Origin of the sequence: Pseudomonas sp. P7759 (assembly GCF_013386445.1) — a bacterium.
Taxonomy (GTDB): Bacteria; Pseudomonadota; Gammaproteobacteria; order Pseudomonadales; family Pseudomonadaceae; genus Aquipseudomonas; species Aquipseudomonas azotoformans_A.
Window position 1 is genome coordinate 352,902 of the sequence record NZ_JACART010000007.1, and the last position, 17,162, is coordinate 370,063.

At 61.6% G+C, this 17,162-nt stretch carries 17 protein-coding genes; 8 read left to right on the top strand and 9 right to left on the bottom strand.

Annotated features, from left to right (window positions below):
* Positions 1–8: 8 nt before the first annotated feature.
* From HX823_RS10465 to HX823_RS10505, 9 genes are all read right to left on the bottom strand, one after another.
* A complete protein-coding gene (locus HX823_RS10465; RefSeq protein WP_177074813.1) occupies positions 9–653 on the bottom strand; it encodes a DUF1120 domain-containing protein in 645 nt (214 codons plus the stop codon).
* Positions 654–664: 11 nt separating this feature from the next.
* The gene (locus HX823_RS10470; RefSeq protein ID WP_177074814.1) at positions 665–1,789 is read right to left on the bottom strand and encodes a DUF1120 domain-containing protein; all 1,125 of its coding nucleotides are present in this window, start codon (positions 1,787–1,789) and stop codon (positions 665–667) included.
* A gap of 11 nt (positions 1,790–1,800) precedes the next feature.
* Entirely contained in the window at positions 1,801–4,236 is a 2,436-nt protein-coding gene (locus HX823_RS10475) for a fimbria/pilus outer membrane usher protein (protein ID WP_218169690.1), read from the bottom strand.
* A 138-nt stretch (positions 4,237–4,374) separates the two neighbouring features.
* Complete coding sequence (locus HX823_RS10480; protein WP_218169691.1) at positions 4,375–5,124, bottom strand: fimbria/pilus chaperone family protein; 750 nt, start codon at positions 5,122–5,124, stop codon at positions 4,375–4,377.
* Between the two features lie 2 nt (positions 5,125–5,126).
* A complete protein-coding gene (locus HX823_RS10485) occupies positions 5,127–5,753 on the bottom strand; it encodes a DUF1120 domain-containing protein (RefSeq protein ID WP_177074816.1) in 627 nt (208 codons plus the stop codon).
* An 80-nt stretch (positions 5,754–5,833) separates the two neighbouring features.
* Positions 5,834–6,460, bottom strand: coding sequence for a DUF1120 domain-containing protein (locus HX823_RS10490; RefSeq protein WP_177074817.1), 627 nt, complete (start codon positions 6,458–6,460; stop codon positions 5,834–5,836).
* 41 nt (positions 6,461–6,501) lie between these two features.
* On the bottom strand, positions 6,502–7,116 hold the full coding sequence (locus tag HX823_RS10495; protein ID WP_177074818.1) for a DUF1120 domain-containing protein: 615 nt from the start codon (positions 7,114–7,116) through the stop codon (positions 6,502–6,504).
* Positions 7,117–7,145: 29 nt separating this feature from the next.
* Positions 7,146–7,784, bottom strand: a complete 639-nt coding sequence (locus tag HX823_RS10500) for a DUF1120 domain-containing protein (protein ID WP_177074819.1) — start codon at positions 7,782–7,784, stop codon at positions 7,146–7,148.
* Positions 7,781–8,410 (bottom strand): DUF1120 domain-containing protein, encoded by a 630-nt coding sequence (locus tag HX823_RS10505; RefSeq protein ID WP_177074820.1) that lies wholly within the window; start codon positions 8,408–8,410, stop codon positions 7,781–7,783. The genes HX823_RS10500 and HX823_RS10505 overlap by 4 nt, the downstream gene beginning before the upstream one ends.
* A gap of 445 nt (positions 8,411–8,855) precedes the next feature.
* Between HX823_RS10505 and HX823_RS10510 the strand changes: the two genes are divergently transcribed.
* The 8 genes from HX823_RS10510 to dacB all read left to right on the top strand — a co-directional run bounded on the left by HX823_RS10510 (position 8,856) and on the right by dacB (position 17,161).
* Complete coding sequence (locus HX823_RS10510; RefSeq protein ID WP_371317949.1) at positions 8,856–9,590, top strand: response regulator; 735 nt, start codon at positions 8,856–8,858, stop codon at positions 9,588–9,590.
* Positions 9,591–9,770: 180 nt separating this feature from the next.
* Positions 9,771–10,406, top strand: a complete 636-nt coding sequence (locus HX823_RS10515) for a response regulator transcription factor (RefSeq protein ID WP_177074822.1) — start codon at positions 9,771–9,773, stop codon at positions 10,404–10,406.
* A gap of 189 nt (positions 10,407–10,595) precedes the next feature.
* On the top strand, positions 10,596–11,243 hold the full coding sequence (locus HX823_RS10520; RefSeq protein ID WP_177074823.1) for a DUF1120 domain-containing protein: 648 nt from the start codon (positions 10,596–10,598) through the stop codon (positions 11,241–11,243).
* Between the two features lie 96 nt (positions 11,244–11,339).
* Positions 11,340–11,810, top strand: a complete 471-nt coding sequence (locus tag HX823_RS10525; RefSeq protein WP_177074824.1) for a nuclear transport factor 2 family protein — start codon at positions 11,340–11,342, stop codon at positions 11,808–11,810.
* A 37-nt stretch (positions 11,811–11,847) separates the two neighbouring features.
* Positions 11,848–12,123 (top strand): GIY-YIG nuclease family protein, encoded by a 276-nt coding sequence (locus HX823_RS10530; protein WP_038850002.1) that lies wholly within the window; start codon positions 11,848–11,850, stop codon positions 12,121–12,123.
* A gap of 75 nt (positions 12,124–12,198) precedes the next feature.
* Entirely contained in the window at positions 12,199–13,134 is a 936-nt protein-coding gene (locus HX823_RS10535; RefSeq protein WP_177074825.1) for a glutathione S-transferase family protein, read from the top strand.
* Between the two features lie 109 nt (positions 13,135–13,243).
* Positions 13,244–15,664, top strand: coding sequence for a TonB-dependent receptor (locus HX823_RS10540; protein WP_177074826.1), 2,421 nt, complete (start codon positions 13,244–13,246; stop codon positions 15,662–15,664).
* Between the two features lie 51 nt (positions 15,665–15,715).
* The gene (gene dacB / locus HX823_RS10545; protein WP_177074827.1) at positions 15,716–17,161 is read left to right on the top strand and encodes a D-alanyl-D-alanine carboxypeptidase/D-alanyl-D-alanine-endopeptidase; all 1,446 of its coding nucleotides are present in this window, start codon (positions 15,716–15,718) and stop codon (positions 17,159–17,161) included.
* Position 17,162: the final 1 nt, after the last annotated feature.

Here is a 17,162-nt window from a genome sequence, read left to right on the forward strand (position 1 = left end):
ATCGAGGGTTACAGGTACACAACTTCCAACGTGGCAGACCCATCCATCGGCGTTTCCACGCTGAGGTCGAGGTTCTTGCGTGCGTTGAGGGTGGCTTCCAGTTTCAGGATGCTGGTCAGGTTCTGGATCGCCGACGGGCCGGCGGTGCTGCCCACCACGTCGGTAAAACCGAGCAGGCTGCGCGAGCCGACATCGATGGGGTTGAGGTTGGAGGTACGCCAGGCCACGCCGCCGGTGGTCGACTCGGTGCCGTACACCACGGCCAGGTCGTCGACCTGGGTTTGCTTGGGGTCGAAGCTCACCGAGTACACGCCGATCTTGTTGCCGCTGGTGTCCAGGCCCAGGCCGTAGAAAATCTCACTGTTCACATGGGCCGTGCCGTCACGGTTGTCGCGCATGCGCAGGGCGAAGCGCCCGGCTGCGTTGCAGTTGACGGTGAGGGTCAGGTACTTGTGGGGCAGGCGGGTGCCGTTGTTCAGGTTGAGGTCGTTGCGTGAGATTTTGCCAAAGTCCACCAACCCGCCACCGGACAGCAGTGGCGTACAGGCCATGGGCGTGATCAGGCCGGTGACGGCCAGGTCGACGGTGGACGCCGCGTGGGCGGTGCTGGACAGCAGCGCCAGGCCCGCCAACGCTATCAGGGTGTTTTTCATGGGAAGGCTCCTTAGGGGTAGTTCAGTTCTAGGGTGGCGGCGCCGTCGAGGCGCACTTCGCTGCCCAGGTCCAGCGTGCGTAGCGGTGCGATCACCGCTTCCAGGTTTGCCGTGGCGCTGAGCTGTTGAATGGGTACCGGGCCGCTGGAGTTGCCGGCGCTGGCGCTGAAACCGAGAAACCGGCTGGCACTGATCGCCAGCGGGTTGGCACTGGCGCTGCTCCACGGCGCGGCGCCGGTGGGGGAGTCGGTGCGATAGAGCTGGGCAAAGCTGTCGGCGCTGGCGCGCTGCGGGTCGAAGACCACCCGGTAGCGCCCGACTTTCTGTTGACGCGCGTCCAGGCCCAGGCCGTACACGGTGTCATCGTCCACGCCGGTGGCCGAGCCCTGGCGGTTGTCCAGCAGGCGCAGGGTGAACGCACTGGGCGCGTCGCACGCCACGCTCACCACCAGTGGTCGGGCGGGCAGCGTGGTTTCTTTGTCGGTGCTCAGGTCCATCACCGACAACTTGCCGAACGCCACCGTGCCGCCGTTGGACAGGCTCGGCGTGCACGCCGCCGGGGCGAACCGCGCTTGCAGGCGCAGCTCCCGTGAACGGCCGGTGTGCAGTGCGTCGAATACGCCACGGGTGTCCCAGGTGACTGCATCGCTGACGCGCAGCGCGTCTTCCTGGGCCCAGGCGTTGACCTCTAGTTGCAGCGACAAACTGCGCCCGCTGGCCGGCACCCCGGCGCGCATCGGCACAATCCCATGCTCAGGGCGCCAGTGCATCGTGGCGCCGCTGCTCACAGCCGGTTGGCCGCTGGCCGGCAACAAGCCCAACTCCACGGCCTCGCCGTCGAGCAGCGCATCGCTGACCCGCAGGCTGTAGCTGCCGCGCGGGGTGAATTGGAAGCGCTCGCCGTTGGCCGCCAAACCGCGATAGAACAGGCTTAAGTCGGTGGGGTTGGGACAGTTCAGGGACAGGCTCAAGCGGCGCTCGCCCAGCAAACGTTCTGCTTGATGAACCTGGGCAGCGGCCCGATTCATCAGGCCGAAATCCACGTTGGTTGCGCTCAGGTTCAATTGGCATTCGCCCGCGCCCCAGGCGTTTGCGGCCACTAGCAGGCTCAGTGATAAAGCAGGTTTGAGGCCCATGGTGAGCTTCCTCATGGTTGGCACCGCGCCGGTGCGGTTTCGAAATACACCTCGGGATCGCCGTGCTCGGGCAAGTCGTAATCCAGGCGGCAACGGGGTTGGCCGGGGGCGCTGACCCACAGTTCGCGGCGCTCCAGCACATCGGGCAAAAACACTTGGCTGCCTTCCTGCACCAGGGTCACGAACTCGCCGTCGCCGGTGCTGACCGCCGCGCCACGGGGCAGCGGCTGGCCGTCTACCCGCGTCACGTTCAACAGCGCACGGCGGGTGAGGGCCACGCCGAACTCGATTTTGTCCACCGCGCCACGCCCGGCCGACAGCACGGCCAAACCGTTGCTGATGTCGGCATTGCGCGGCAGTGAACGGGTTTGCACTTCCACCGGGCTGCGGCCATACGGGCTCAGTTGCGGCACCACGGCCTGGCCCTGCCAGTCGGTCCAGACTGGGCCGCTGGGGGTGCTGACCTTGATCCCGGCCATCTCGCCCACCGACATCACCGCAAACGTCTCGCGCACGGGGTAGGGCGAAAAGGTCAGGCCGTCGCCGTGCAACACCACGCCGCCGCGTGCGCCGCCCTGGTAGCTGGAACGCTCGTTATTGTTGCGGGTGTAGTTGAAGTCCAACTGGCTGTAATACGGCAGTGCCGAGACGCCGATGGACGACTCCACTTCGCGGTCGCGGCTGTCGCGTTCAACGCCCACCTGGTAACTCAGCTGGTCGTTGAGCTGCTCGCTTACACCGGCCCCGATGCGATGTTCGCCGCCGGCATTGCGCGCCCAGGCGCGGCCTCGGCGGTTTTCGCCCAAGGGCACGCTGATGTTCAGGTAAACGCTGTCATCGCTTTGTTGGCGCCCGCCGACTTGCCATTCGGCACTGGCCGACACCGATACCCGTCCGAAGCTGGTGCCCCACGAAGCCAACGCACGGCTGCTGTGTTCACCGGTAAACGAGGATGAGCGTGAGACCCCGGCACTGAACGCACCGAGCATCGGGTGTGACCAGGATGCCGTGGCGCTCTGTTGGTCGCGATAACGCGAGCGGCGTTGCGCGCGGGTTTCGGTGGTGTAGGTGGAGTCTTCCAGGTCGCGATAACCCAACGTGCGCCAGGAACCGGCGGTGGTCACCGCCCAGCGCTCGCTCAGACGTTGCGACCACGACAGGTCGGTTTGCACCCCGCGTTCGTTGCCATTGCGTGTGGCTTGGGCGACCTGGGTCGACACCTGAAATTGGCTGTCTTGCCACGGCAACCAACCCAGGTTCGCGCCCGTTGCACGGTAGTCTTCGGCCGCCAGCACGCCCGCGCCGACGCTGACCTGCGGGTGCAGCGCGCCACTCCAACCCCCACTGACTACCCAAGGTTCGGCACCTTCACTTTCGCCAATTTTGCGCACGCGCCCGGCGGCCACCGAGTAGCCCGGCGCCGGCAAACCCAGGCCGAGCATGGCCGCGGGCACGGTGAAGCGACGTTCTTCGCCACTGGTTTCCTTGACCGTGACTTCGACGTCCGAGCGGCTGTTCAAACGCCGCACATCGGTGAGGGAAAACGGCCCGGCAGGCACCACGGTGGAATGGATCAACGTGCCGTTCTGGCGGATCTCCACCTGGGCCGGACTGTTGGCGATGCCGGTGATGGTCGCGCCCTGGTTCTGGTCTTGCAGCGCGGTTTCGGTGAGCACCTGGGCGCCGGTGATTTGCGCACCGGCCAGCACGGGGTTGTACAGGTTGATCTGCCCGGCCTGGAACACCGCTTGTTGCTCGGCAAAGGTGCGTTGGGCATAGGCGTCCAGGTGCGTGGTGCGGGAGGTGTTGTCTTGCCAGGTACGCACCTGGCGGCTGCGCACGATCCAGTCACCGGCGTTGAAACCAACCTCGGTATTGGCCGAGCCGAAGCGGCTGTTGTCGTCGCCATATTCGTTGTAGAGGCCGCTCAAGTCGTAGTTGAGCAACCCGGCAAAACCACCGGTCTGGTAGCCGGATACGTCGCGCACGGCCGGGCGCAGGGCCTCGGTCGGTACCACCAGCGACAGGCTGAGGGTGGCCGGGTCCTGTTCAATCACGGTTTGCGGGTACGCATCGAGAAACCCATGGCACTCGCCATCGTCCGCTGGCACCCGAAGGTCGCCGGCATCGAGTAACGCTTGGTTGAAACACAGCGCGCCCTGCTGATTGAACACGGCATCGACCCGGCCACGCCGCTGGCCGTTCACCGAGAGGTAGAGGGCATGGCGCCCTGCGGCGAAACGCGGGGCCTCCAACAGCAGGTTGGCCAACTGCGGGTCGATGCCGCGCTGGGACAGGGTTTGCGGGTCGAACGAGTTGGTGGTTTCGTCGGCTAACGGTTCACTCGTTGGCAGCGCAGTGCCCAGGGTCAACGCAAGGCCTGCCAGCAACCGGCGCGCCCTCGGCGATGAAACGCCGGGCACGGCTTCGCCGTCGCGATCAGTCATAACTGTGCTCACAAGTCGTACTCGAATAAATGGAGGCAGGCCTGCGCCGATCCTTCGGTGTGGGCGGGCTCCCGGTGGCCTTCAATGAGAGGCCACTTCGTTATCAGGGCGCCGGCATTTTCCCCGCCGGCGCTGCGATCAAAGGGTGATCGGTGCTTGGTACGGCGCCACCGCAAACCCGTAGACGGTGGCCGGTTGCAGTTGCACGGTACTGGCCTGGGCCTGGCTTGCGGCGACGCTCAAGGTCTCACCCGGCAGCACGTAGGTACGCGGCAGCAACGCCGTGCCTTTGCCGGGCAGCAGCGTCAGTTCCTGCGCCAGTCGGACCACGTAGGGTGTTGGGTTATTCACGCTCAGTTGCTGGTTTTTCAAGCTCCAGACCAGGCCGGTCCAGGGCGTGCGATTGGGCGCCAGCCCCTTGGGATGCAGGATCACCGGCAGGTTCTGGCGCACGGTCACACCCACCCGCGCATGGCCGGCCTGGCCTGCGGCCCGGCCTTGGGGCATGCCCTCGAAAATCACCCGCATCAGGTGCTGGGTCTGCAAGGGTTCGGGGGTTTGCAGGATGAAGCGGATCAGCTGGCTTTTGGACGGTTCGACCCGGGACAGGGGCGGGGTGACAAACAGCCGCGAGGCCGTGTCCTCTGGAATGTTTTCCAGGGTGACGTGCAGCAGGGCGAGCTTGGCGTCGGTGTTGGTCACCGACACCGAGGCCTCGCCATCGGCCTCGTTGACGATCACCACCGACGTGTCCGGCACCATGCCGTCGGCCAGCACCAGCGTGGGGCCCCACAACGTCAAGGCCAGTGCGATGACGTACAGGCAGCAATAGCGAACCAGGTTGAACACCCGTGTAATTATCAAGGCAATGCAAGGGAGGGGAAACATGGCTACAAGTACCTCAGGTCTAGCACGATGGAGCCGTCCAGCGGCACCTCTTGGTCGAGGGTCAGGTAGGCGGCGGCGTTGATCGACGTTTTGATTTCCAGTTTTGCGGTGAGCTCGCTGTGCGGGTCCGGGACCAGGGTGCCGGGGTGCGCAAAGCCCATGTAGTTGGCCGGGTAGGCGTTGGTTTCGGGAAACCAGGTCAGGCCCTTGTTGCTGGAGGCCAACACAATGGCGCGCTGCCCGTCGCCGACGGCTTCGCGAATGGCCAAGGCCACTGAGCCCAGGCTCTCGCTCGGCGCATGGATGTTGTTGCCCAGGCCGTAATAGAAGCCCGGCCCCACCGATGACTCGGCACGGTTGTCCACGCCCACCAGCACGAACAACACCGACTGGTTGCAATTCACCCTCAAATCCAGCGTCCTGACCGGCAGTTCGGTGAACTCGTATTGATTGAGGGAGCGGGCCGGAACCCGCCCGTGATCGACGATGCCACTGGGCGACAGGGTCGGTGTGCAGGCGCTGGGGGTGATGCTGCCAGTCAATGACACCTCGACCGACGAGGCGCACAGCGCGGGGGTGGCGGTCAGGCATAGACAGAGCGTCATCAAGCGGCGTGAGAGCGTGTTCATGGTCTGTTGTTGGAACCGTGTTGAGAGACATCCGTGAGAACAGCGGTGGGCGCAAGGCACAGCGTTACGCCCGTTTTCCGTTACAGGTATTTGACGGTCAGGGTTACTGAGCCGTCGATTGGCACCTCTTCAGTGAGGGTCAGGCTGTTGGTGGGGGCGATTATTGGGAGGATGTTCAGTTCTGCGTTGAACAGTTGGACGGGGATAGGTATGTCGGTGCTGCCGTCGGCAACTGAAAGGATATTGTCCCGCGCCAGGTAGCGATCGTTGCCCCAGGTCAATCCGCCATCCCGAGAACCTATGATCCGGGACGCGACGCCGTCTGCGAGAGGATTCAGCAGGCGCAACTCCATGGAACCGAGTTTTTCGTTGCCATTGATCAGGCCCAGGCCGAATTGGCTGATGTCGTTGTTGTAGTCCGAGCCTTCGCGATTGTCCTTGGCCTCCAGGGCCATCAGGGTTGCCGCATCGCATGTGACGGTGAAGGGCACGTTGTGAGCGGACAGCTGCGTTGCTTGATCGGCCTTGAGGTCTTTAGCGGAGATCTTGCCGATATCAACATTGCCGCCACTGGGCAGGCTCGGCTCGCAGGAGCTTGGTGTGATCAACCCGCGCACGGTCAAGTCGACGCTGGAGGCGGCAATGGCGGTGCCTGCGCCTGCGCCAGTCAGCAGCAGGGTGGCGAACAGGGTGTTGAGAGACTTCATGGTGTTGCTCCTAACTAGGGGGGAATTGAATGAACAGCGAATTACCAGTACTTCAACTGCAGCGTGGCCTGGCCGTCGATGGGCACTTCATCGAGCAGTGTCAGGTCGGTGGCGGGCACGATGATGGTGAACGCGCGCAATTGCGCTTCCAGCTTTCTCATGGCGATGGGGGTGTTCGGGCCGTTGAGGGCCGCAAATGAGGTCAGCGCCTCGTGCCCCAGGTAGATCGAGGCAGCCCAGTTGGCGCCGCCATTGCTCGATGTGATGACCTTGACCGGTTGGTCGTCGGCGATCGGGTTGAACAGCGAGAAAGCCACGCTGCCCAGTTTCTCTCGCTCGGTGGTCAGGCCCAGGCCGTGGTGCCGTGGGTTGATGGCGGAGGTGCCCGCACGGTTATCCACCGTGGTCAGCGTAAAAAACGTCTCACCCTCACACAGCACTTCAAGGTGCATCTGCGCCGGCTCAAGCCGCGTGGGGGATGCCGGTTGCAGGTCCTTGGAGGTCATTTTGCCGTGGTCGATCACGCCGCCATTGGACAGCACTGGCGCGCACGCGCTGGGCGTGATCGTCCCGGACACGTTCAGGTCGGTATTGCTGGCGGCAAAGGCGCTAGGCGCAAACGCTGCGAGCAGCAGGGCGAGGGTGGGTTTATCCATGGGCACAGGTCCTTGTGAGTAGTGAGGGGTTACAGGTAGATCAGGTCCAGCGTGGCGGAGCCGTCCAACGGCACCTCACGGTCCAGGGTCAGCCCCTGGGCTGGGGCGATGGATGTCATGACGCGCATCTGTACACGCAGTTGCTGGATCGGCACCGGGCTCCAGACGCCGGCGGATGCCTTGCCAAATGCCGCCAGGCGCAAGGCGGGCAATGCCACGCCCTCCTCGACCACCAACCAGCTCTGCCCGGCGTTCATCGACTGCAGTTGCGTGATAGGGGCGTTGTCCGCTACCGGCGCGGAAAGCACGACATCGAACACGCCGAGTTTTTCGCCATTGTTCAGCCCAAGGCCAAAGCCGATGGTGCCGGATGCACTGGAACCTGCGCGGTTATCGGTGAGCCTGAGGGCGTACACGCTGGCCGCCTCGCAGTCGACGCCCACCGGCAAGGTGGTGGTGGGCAAGGCGGTGAACGTGTCCAGATGAAGGTCGCGGGCAGCGATCTTGCCGAAGTCGATCACGCCGTCCTGGCCCAGGGTCGGCGTGCACGCGCTGGGGGTGATGGTGCCGCGTACCCCCACATCCACGCTGCTGGCAGCGAAGGCAGCGGGAGCCAGGTTGAGTAACAGTCCAAACGCGCCACACAGGCACAGCGCCGAACGGTTCATAGGTAGCGCAACTCGAAAGTGGCGGAACCGTCCAGGGGGATGGTTTCTCCTGCTGGAAGTTGGCTTTTTGGAAAGATGAAGGGCTCTACCACCAGGTCTAACGACACGGCCTTGAGCGAAACCGGTGCCAGGCTGCCTGACAAGTGATTACCGAAAGCGCTCAGCGTATTGGCCGGTACCGGTTTGTCTGGGTCGAACAGCCAGGTCGAGCCGTTATCGACGGAGTAGATCGGGTAGGCGCTGGGGTCGTCAGCGACGAGGTTTGCCATGCTCAGAAAATAAGTACCGATCCAGTTGGTCGGACTAATACGCCCCAGAACAAAGGAGGCGCTGGAGCCTGCTACTGACGAACGATTGTCTTGGGCGGCGAGCCCGAAAAGGCTGCGCCCTTCACAATTGACCGCCAGTTTGAAGAAGGCTTTCGGCAGCTCGGTGACCCCGGTCGGGTTGAGGTCTTGTGCCGAGATCTTGCCGTAATCCACCACACCGCCGTCGCTGAGGCTTGGTGTACAGGCGCTTGGAGTAATGGAACCTTTGACCGATAGGTCCACTGAACTGGCGGCCAGCGCCACCGTGCCGTGGGCGATCAGCAGGGCGCCGGCCAAGGCTGTGAGAGAGTCTTTCATAACAGCAGGGATTCCTATGCAAGGGCTTCGGGACAGATTGGCGCGGTGAAGTTGCCCATGGGTTTTATGGTTGTGGTGGGCACGCGCTGCTTCAGGGAAAGCGGGGGGAATTTATCGCCAGGGAGGGCTTGGGGAAATGCAACTATTACGAATGACTGGGTGGCATTGACGTAAGGGGGTTGTTTAATCGGAAAAGTGGTTTTTAAGCCAGGCAGGGGTGTGTTGTCGTAGTTGTTGTATCGCGCCTAACTATGCATTCGGATATTTTTCGCGCTCTTTGATTGCTGGATGTCATTCATTTGAATTCAGGCAATCGTCTTAATGCGAAAAGTTCGGTTGAGCTGATCGCTCTCTTTAAGAGGGCACTATGCCTGGTCACAGTCCAGAGCCAGGTTTACCCGGGCTAACGGCTGACACTGGTTGGCCTCACGCCCGGGTGCTTGTGGTGGACGACCATTACACCTATCGGCTGCTGATGGGGTCGCTGCTGGATAAGCTCGGCGTGGCACATCACTGTTGTTGCGACGGTCAGCAGGCGTTGCACGCATTGGCCACCGAACGCTTCGACCTAGTGATCAGCGACTGCCGTATGCCGGTCATGGACGGTTACGCCATGACCCGAGAACTGCGCCGTCGCGAACGGGCTCAAGGCGTTACGCCGATCATTGTGCTGGGCCTTACCGGCAGCCTGGGGCTGGAAGAAGTTCGCCAATGTGTGGCCAGCGGCATGGATGGCTGGCTGATCAAGCCCATCGGGTTTGCGCAATTGCGTGAAGTGCTGCGCTGTTGGCTGCCACCGCTGCAGTCAGCGCCCGCAGCCGGTAAACGCGCCGGCTCACTGGCTGCGCGCAAGAACACGTTTCCCAGCCGCGCCAGTCTGATTGAGGCCTTTGGTGCCTGGGATATGGTGGAGCCGATGTTGTTTAGCCTGGTCCAGGAGGCTCATGCAGACCTGGCGGTGCTGAGCCGCGCCCAAGCCACGCTGGATGCCACGATGGCCGCACAGTGTTTACATCGGCTGGTGGGCAGTGTGGCGTTTTTGGGCGAAACCGGTTTGGAGGTCAGGGCTGTCAGCTTGATCCAAGGTGTGCAATTAGCTGGGATGGCGGTGAAGCAATCGGCACTCGATGAATTTCGGCGTGAGGTGGAACGCTATCTGGACTATTTGGCGCATCTTTGAAGGATTTTATCCTTTTGTATTGTAGTACTTTTCTGTCCGTACATTCTCTTAATTGTGTAGGCGCTTGCGCGAGGTGCTTTAAATACAGGGGGAGTGCTAAATCAGCGAGTTATTTCCTATTGTTGCAGAAACATGATCGCGTTATTTTGCCAGTCTCAAATTGCCATCATGGGAAAAACAATGATCCGCATCATTATTGCTGACGATCACCCAATTGTTCGTGTGGGCCAAAAAGTAGTGATCGAGGCGAGTGGCAAGTGCAAAGTGGTGGGCGAGGCCGATGGTCCGGACCAACTGTTGGAACTGGTCGAGAAAATCCCGTGTGACGTGATCGTGACCGACTTCGCCATGCCGGGAAACCAGCAGGCCGATGGGTATGGCTTGTTGGGCTTGCTGAACCGCAAGTACCCGCATGTGCCGGTGATACTGGTCACGATGTTCGCCAATGTCGCTACCCTGCGCGCCGCGTTTGGCCACGGTGCACGCGGTGTGATCGCCAAGAGTGCGTCTGCCAGGGAGCTGCCCCAGGCACTCAAGACCGTGGTGCAAGGTCGCCAGTTTGTCAGTGAGTGCCTGCGGGTCCAACTGGACCAGGCCTGTGTGACGCAGCCGACCCAGGCGCCCAAGTTGTCCGGCAAAGAGCAGGAAGTGGTACGCATGCTGGCGAGCGGCATGACCGTCAGCCAGATTGCAGCCCAGGTCAATCGCAGTATTTCAACTATCAGTAAGCAGAAGAGCACGGCAATGAATCGGTTGTGTATTTCTACGGATGTGGACTTGTTTACGTATGCGCGGGATGCCGGGATGGTGCCTTAGTTATGTGTAGGTAACTAAGTTGGCATTCGTAATACTTGTATTGGGTGGTAATTGGGCGCGGGATAGAGTGTGCGCATGCTCCAGTATTTGGTGTGCTGGAGCATCAATCCCTAGTCTAATTACAGAGTCGTATTTATAGGTGCGCCTAGCGCTCATCTATAACAACGTACTCCTGCGAGTACTGAATCAATGAAGACCTTATTTAGTTTAATGGCGGTCGCCATGACGCTGGCTTCTGCCAGCCCGGCGTTTGCGGCGTCCAGCGTTGACCTGAGCGTGCGGGGCAGCATTACCCCGGCGGCGTGTACGCCGACGTTGTCCCAAGGTGGAGTGGTGGAGCATGGCAAAATTTCGCGCAGGGACCTGGACCCGCAGAATAAACCCACGCCACTGCCTGTCGCGACGTTGAAACTGGGGGTCGAGTGCACCGCACCTACATTGATAGCCATCAAAAGCCGCGATAATCGCGCCGGCAGTTCGGGCGAGGACCCAATTGGTCAGCCAAACTTTGGACTGGGGCTTGTCGGCGACAAAAAGGTCGGTTGGTACTTGTTGAAAACAGCCAATGGGCAGGCCGATGGTCAGGTTCGACCAATAATCGAGTCCAACGATGGCAACAATTGGTCGGATGCTACCCACCCAGGCCTTATCTGGCAGGTCAATAGCATGCGTACCCTCAGCGCCAGCACGGGGAGCGACGTAGCGCCTATGCCTATGCGAGTGATGACGATGGATATTCAGGTTGAAACGGTGATCAACAGGATTCAATTCCTGCCGTCGTTGAACCAGGAAATCCCATTGGATGGCAGCGCGACCTTGGACGTGGTCTACCTCTAACGTCACCCCACTTATCTATGCAGCAAATGGGCATGGCTTTGCGCTCATCCGCAGACTATCGTGCAACCGGATAACAACAGCGCCCGGAGTTTGCCCATGAGTGATGCCCATACCGCCCTGATCAACCATTTCTACCAGGCCTTCCAGCGTCTGGACGCCGAAGCCATGGCCGCCTGCTACACCGACGACGTGATGTTCAGCGACCCAGCCTTTGGCGAACTGCACGGGCGCGATGCCGGCGATATGTGGCGCATGCTCACCACCCGTGCCAAGGACTTCTCCCTGACCTTCGACAACGTACGCAGCGATGAACGCAGCGGCGGTGCGCATTGGGTCGCCACCTATTTGTTCAGTGCCACCGGCAACACGGTGGTCAACGACATCCAGGCGAGTTTTGTGTTTCGCGACGGCAAAATCTGCGAGCACCACGACAGCTTCGACCTGTGGCGCTGGTCGCGTCAGGCGTTGGGCACTAAAGGCCTGTTGCTGGGCTGGACGCCTATCGTCAAAAACGCCGTGCGTACCCAGGCGCTGCGTGGTTTGAAGGCATTCCAGGCCAGTCGTTGATAAGCTTGGCGCTCCTGTGTTTTAGCCGAATCTACCCGTGACTGATCCTTCTGAACCCAAGCCCTGGTTCGTCTACCTGGTGCGCGCTGCCAATGGCTCGCTCTACTGCGGCATCAGCAATGACCCGGTGCGCCGCTTTGCCACTCACCAGAGCGGCAAGGGCGCGCGGTTTTTCCTGTCCAGCCCGGCGGTGGCGCTGGTATACACCGAGCAATGCGCAAGCAAGGGCGAGGCGCTGCGCCAGGAACGATTGATCAAGAAGTTGAAGAAAAGCGCCAAGGAATGCCTCGCGGCCAGTGGCTCATTGATTTGACTGATGGGTTCCCATCGTCCCCAATCAGGTTTTGACAGGCTAAGCTAGCGGCTCACTTCTAAAGCGGAGTCCGGCATGTCCGAGTTGATTTTGCACCACTACCCACAATCCCCCTTCGCGGAAAAAGCCCGCCTGTTGCTGGGCTTCAAGGGCTTGTCCTGGCGCTCGGTGCACATCTCGCCGGTGATGCCCAAGCCGGACCTCACCGCCCTCACCGGCGGCTATCGCAAGACGCCGGTGTTGCAAGTCGGCGCGGATATCTACTGCGACACCGCCTTGATCGCGCGACGCCTGGAGCAGGAAAAATCCGCACCGGCGCTGTTTCCCCAGGGCCTGGAACTGGTCACCCAAGGCTTCGCCGCCTGGGCCGATTCGGTGGTGTTTTCCCATGCCGTGGCATTGGTGTTCCAGCCGGAATCCCTGGCGGTGAAATTCGCCAAGGTGCCACCGGAAATGCTCCAGGTGCTAGTCGCTGACCGCAGCAAATTGTTCAGCGCAGGCACGGCAACCCGTGTGCAGTTGGAGCAAGCCAAGCACCAATGGCCGACGATCATCCATCGCATCCATCAGCAATTGCAGCACCAGGCGGGGGATTTCCTGTTCGGCGAGCCGTCGATTGCCGACTTTGCCCTGGCCCATCCACTGTGGTTCCTCAAAGGCTCTTCGGTGACGTCGCCGTTGGTGGACGCCTATCCCGCCGTCGCCGCCTGGCTGGATCGCGTGCTGGGTTTGGGCCATGGCACTTGCACCCAGATGAGCGCCGAACAGGCCTTGGATGTATCGCGCAATGCGGCACCGGCGGTTTTGCCTGAAGAAGTCTTCGAGGACTTGAACGGCTTCAAGGCCGGCCAGCAGGTGACCATTTGCGCCACCGACTACGGCACCGATCCGGTCGCGGGCGAACTGTTGTTTGCCGGGCGCGAAGAGCTGATCCTGCGCCGCAGCGACGAACGTGCCGGCACCGTGCATGTGCATTTCCCACGCATGGGGTTTCGTATCCAGGCGCAATAAATAAAATATTTTGCAAATAAAGGTGAGGTAAATCCACCGCCCATCCGTGTAGTGCTTGAAACTGCGATCTATTCGCATTAACAGCGTTTTCTACACGGGTTCTCACAGCATGAAGTCGACGGCGGGCGGTTGGGTTAAACAGTGGCTGGGAGCCTCGGTATTGGCGGTATCGGGGTTGGCGTTGCTGCCCCTGAGCATTGCGCAGGCGCAGGAGCAGCAGAGCGCCCAGTTCAACTTTGCCCTGACGGCCAAACCGCTGCCCCAGGCCTTGAGCGACTTCAGCCGGGTCACCGGCATCAGCGTGATCTACACCGACGAAGCGCCCTACGGCCTCAGCGCCCCGGCAGTCAGCGGGCAGATGAGTGCAAACCAGGCGCTGCAACACCTGCTGGGCAACAGCGGCTTCACCTTCCGTCAGATCGATGCACGTACCTTGGCCCTTGAACCGCTGCCCACCGAAGGCGCGGTCAACCTCGGCGCCACCACCATCAGCGGTGTCGGCCAGGCCCAGGACAGCACCAGCTACCAGCCGCCGCCCACCAGTTCGGTGATGCGCTCCCACGCGCTGCTGCTGGAAACTCCGCAAACCGTCAATGTGGTGCCCGCCCAAGTACTGCGCGACCAGACCCCGCGCAATCTGGATGATGCCCTCGCCAACGTCAGCGGTATCACCCAGGCCAACACCTTGGCCAGCACCCAGGACGCGGTGATGTTGCGCGGCTTTGGTGATAACCGTAACGGCTCGATCATGCGCGACGGCATGCCCATCGTGCAGGGGCGTGCATTGAATGCTACGGCGGAGCGCGTGGAAGTGCTCAAGGGCCCGTCGTCGCTGCTCTACGGTATTCAGGATCCGGGCGGCGTGGTGAACATCGTCAGCAAAAAGCCGGAACTGGTGCAGTCCACTGCCCTGACCGTACGCGGCTCTACCTTTGGCGACGGCAAGAACGGCAGCGGCGGCAGCCTCGACACCACTGGCCCGATTGGCGACAGCGGCCTGGCGTATCGCCTGATCGTCGACCATGAAGACGAAGACTACTGGCGTAACTTCGGTACTCACCGTGAGAGCCTGATCGCGCCGTCCTTGGCCTGGTATGGCGACAGCACCAAGTTGCTGTTTGCCTACGAACACCGTGAATTTCTCACGCCGTTCGACCGTGGCACCGCCATCGACAAGTCCAACCACCCATTGGATATCCCGGCCACTCGGCGTCTGGATGAACCTTTCAACAATATGGAAGGCCGCTCCGACCTGTACCGCTTCGAGGCTGATCACGACCTGAACGATGACTGGAAAGCCCATTTCGGCTACAGCTGGAACCGCGAGACCTACGACGCCAGCCAAGTGCGCGTCAGCGCGGTGAACACCAACGGCACCCTGACCCGCAAGATGGACGGCACCAAAGGGGCAATCACCACGGACCGTTTCGCCACGGCGAGCCTGGAAGGTAAGGTCAATGTGTTCGGCCTACAGAACGATGTGGTGTTCGGCCTGGATGATGAGTACCGCAAGATCTACCGCGCCGACCTGATTCGCCAGAGTTCGCGCGCCACCAGCTTCAACTACAACAACCCGGTGTATGGCAACGAAGTCGCAGGCACTACCGTCAGCCCCGCGGACAGCGCCCAGACCGACCTGCTGCGCAGCGATTCGCTGTTCTTCCAGGACGCCCTCTATCTGAACGAACAGTGGATTTTCGTCGCCGGTGCGCGCTACCAGATGTACGACCAATATGCTGGCAAAGGTGTGCCGTTCAAGGCCAACACCAACGGCAACGGCCAGGCCTGGGTGCCGCGTGCGGGCCTGGTGTATCGCTACACCGATGAACTGTCGTTCTACGGCAGCTACACCGAATCGTTCAAACCCAACTCCACCATCGCCGCCTTGGCCGATGGCAGCACCTTGACCGGCGACCTGACGCCCGAGGAATCCAAGTCCTGGGAACTGGGGGCCAAGCTCGACATTCCGGGACGTATCACCGCCAGCGCCGCGTTGTTCAATATCGACAAGCGCAACGTGCTGGTCTCCGTTGGTTCCGGTGCCAACACCGTCTACAGCATCGCCGGCCAAGTGCGTTCCCGTGGCCTGGAACTGGATGCCACCGGCCAACTGACCGACAAGGTCAGCCTGATCGGCAGCTACGCCTACACCGATGCACTGGACGTCAAGGACAAGGACCCGACCCTGGAAGGCAACCGCCTGCAAAACGTGGCCAAGCACACCGGCTCGCTGGCGGTGGCTTATGACTTCGGCAACATCTTTGGCGGCGACCAGTTGCGCGTGGGCACCGGTGCACGTTACGTCGGTGAACGGGCAGGCGATGCGGCCAACGATTTCACCTTGCCGGGTTACACGGTGGCGGATGCGTTCGCCACCTACGACACCAAGATCGATGGGCAAAAGGTCAAGTTCCAGATCAACGTGAAGAACATGTTCGACCGCGTTTACTACACCTCGGCGGCCAGCCGCTTGTTTGTGTCCATGGGCGATGCGCGGCAGGTGTCGGTGTCCAGCACCCTGGAGTTCTAAAGGGTTTGTGGTAGCGTTGCCGCCACTGATGTCTTGGCGGAAACGATACTGATGCATTTTGGACGATGGCTACATCTGCTGTGCTTGAGCGTTTTGCTGGGGGGGTGCGCGAGTGTTTCACCGACTTCCACCCCGGCAACCCTGGAGCAACTCCTGGCTGACCCGGCCCTCAACGGCGCCACGGTTTCCCTGATGGTGCGTGATGCCCGTAGCGGCAGCACGCTCTATCAACACAACCCGCGAACCCGCCTGATTCCTGCCTCCAATCTCAAGTTGCTCACCACCGCAGCGGCAATGGATGTGCTGGGGCCGCAGTATCGTTTTTCCACGCAACTGTTGAGTAACGGCGCGCAGCAAGGCGAGCGCCTTACCGGCAACTTGTATCTAAAAGGGTTAGGCGATCCAACCACGCAATTCACCGATTACCAGGCGTTGGCGGCGCAACTTGCAGCCCAAGGCGTGCGCCAGGTCCAGGGCGACTTGGTATTCGACGATACCTTCTTCGACGCCGAACGCCTGGGTGTGGACTGGGCACACGACGATGAAAGCACCTACTACGGCGCGCAGATTTCCGCGCTGACCGTATCGCCCAACACGGATTTTGATGCGGGCACGCTACTGGTCACGGCAAAAGCGCCCGCCATGGTTGGCCAACCGGTCAGCGTGGTGGTGAGCCCGTCTACCGACTACGTGCAACTGAGCAACCGTGCTGTCAGCGGCCCCGGCAACAATTACGGCATCACTCGCCAGCACGGTACCAATCTGCTGCAACTCACTGGCGCATTGGCGCCGGGCAAGCAAAGCCGGCAGTGGGTGAGCGTGTGGGAGCCGACGCAGCTGGTGGCCAATCTGTTTGAGCAGGCGTTGGCGCAGCAGGGCATTCAGGTACTTGGGCGACGTGTGATCGGTGGGGTCAGCCCAGTAACGGCCAGGGTGTTGGCCGAGCACCAATCGGCGCCGTTGCAAGAACTGATCACGCCGCTGCTCAAGCTGTCGAACAACAACATGTCCGAAGCGTTGCTAAAGACCATGGGCCGCAAGGCGTCCAATGCAGGGACGGCGCAGGCCGGTGTCGCAGCGGTGGCGGACTTCATGCGCCGCCAGGGCTTGGACCCGCTGACGCTGAGCCAGGTCGACGGTTCGGGCTTGTCGCGGCGCAATCTGGTGTCGTCGCAGAACCTCACCGATCTGCTGCTGGCGACGGCCAAACAGCCTTGGTTCGACGCCTGGTACAACGCCTTGCCAATCGCCGGTAATACCGATCGCATGAGCGGCGGCAGCTTGCGGTATCGCCTGCGCGGGACGGCGGCGGAAAACAACCTGCACGCCAAGACCGGCTCCATGGCTGGCGTGTCTTCGTTGAGTGGCTACATCAGCGACGCCCAGGGCCGGCGCCTGGTGTTTTCAATGATCAGCAACAACTACCTGAGCACTGCCGCACCGATCCGCGCCTTGGAAAACCGTGTGGCACTGGCCTTGGTGCAGTGGCACGACTAAT

What these genes read in the sequence shown, in the direction of transcription:
- HX823_RS10515 (WP_177074822.1), top strand. Translation starts at nt 9,771, where the DNA reads ATGATCCGCATCATTATTGCTGACGATCACCCAATTGTTCGTGTGGGC.
- HX823_RS10525 (WP_177074824.1), top strand. Translation starts at nt 11,340, where the DNA reads ATGAGTGATGCCCATACCGCCCTGATCAACCATTTCTACCAGGCCTTC.
- HX823_RS10470 (WP_177074814.1), bottom strand. Translation starts at nt 1,789, where the DNA reads ATGGGCCTCAAACCTGCTTTATCACTGAGCCTGCTAGTGGCCGCAAAC.
- HX823_RS10500 (WP_177074819.1), bottom strand. Translation starts at nt 7,784, where the DNA reads ATGAACCGTTCGGCGCTGTGCCTGTGTGGCGCGTTTGGACTGTTACTC.
- HX823_RS10490 (WP_177074817.1), bottom strand. Translation starts at nt 6,460, where the DNA reads ATGAAGTCTCTCAACACCCTGTTCGCCACCCTGCTGCTGACTGGCGCA.
- HX823_RS10520 (WP_177074823.1), top strand. Translation starts at nt 10,596, where the DNA reads ATGAAGACCTTATTTAGTTTAATGGCGGTCGCCATGACGCTGGCTTCT.
- HX823_RS10465 (WP_177074813.1), bottom strand. Translation starts at nt 653, where the DNA reads ATGAAAAACACCCTGATAGCGTTGGCGGGCCTGGCGCTGCTGTCCAGC.
- HX823_RS10475 (WP_218169690.1), bottom strand. Translation starts at nt 4,236, where the DNA reads ATGACTGATCGCGACGGCGAAGCCGTGCCCGGCGTTTCATCGCCGAGG.
- HX823_RS10505 (WP_177074820.1), bottom strand. Translation starts at nt 8,410, where the DNA reads ATGAAAGACTCTCTCACAGCCTTGGCCGGCGCCCTGCTGATCGCCCAC.
- HX823_RS10480 (WP_218169691.1), bottom strand. Translation starts at nt 5,124, where the DNA reads ATGTTTCCCCTCCCTTGCATTGCCTTGATAATTACACGGGTGTTCAAC.
- HX823_RS10540 (WP_177074826.1), top strand. Translation starts at nt 13,244, where the DNA reads ATGAAGTCGACGGCGGGCGGTTGGGTTAAACAGTGGCTGGGAGCCTCG.
- HX823_RS10485 (WP_177074816.1), bottom strand. Translation starts at nt 5,753, where the DNA reads ATGAACACGCTCTCACGCCGCTTGATGACGCTCTGTCTATGCCTGACC.
- dacB (WP_177074827.1), top strand. Translation starts at nt 15,716, where the DNA reads ATGCATTTTGGACGATGGCTACATCTGCTGTGCTTGAGCGTTTTGCTG.
- HX823_RS10495 (WP_177074818.1), bottom strand. Translation starts at nt 7,116, where the DNA reads ATGGATAAACCCACCCTCGCCCTGCTGCTCGCAGCGTTTGCGCCTAGC.
- HX823_RS10535 (WP_177074825.1), top strand. Translation starts at nt 12,199, where the DNA reads ATGTCCGAGTTGATTTTGCACCACTACCCACAATCCCCCTTCGCGGAA.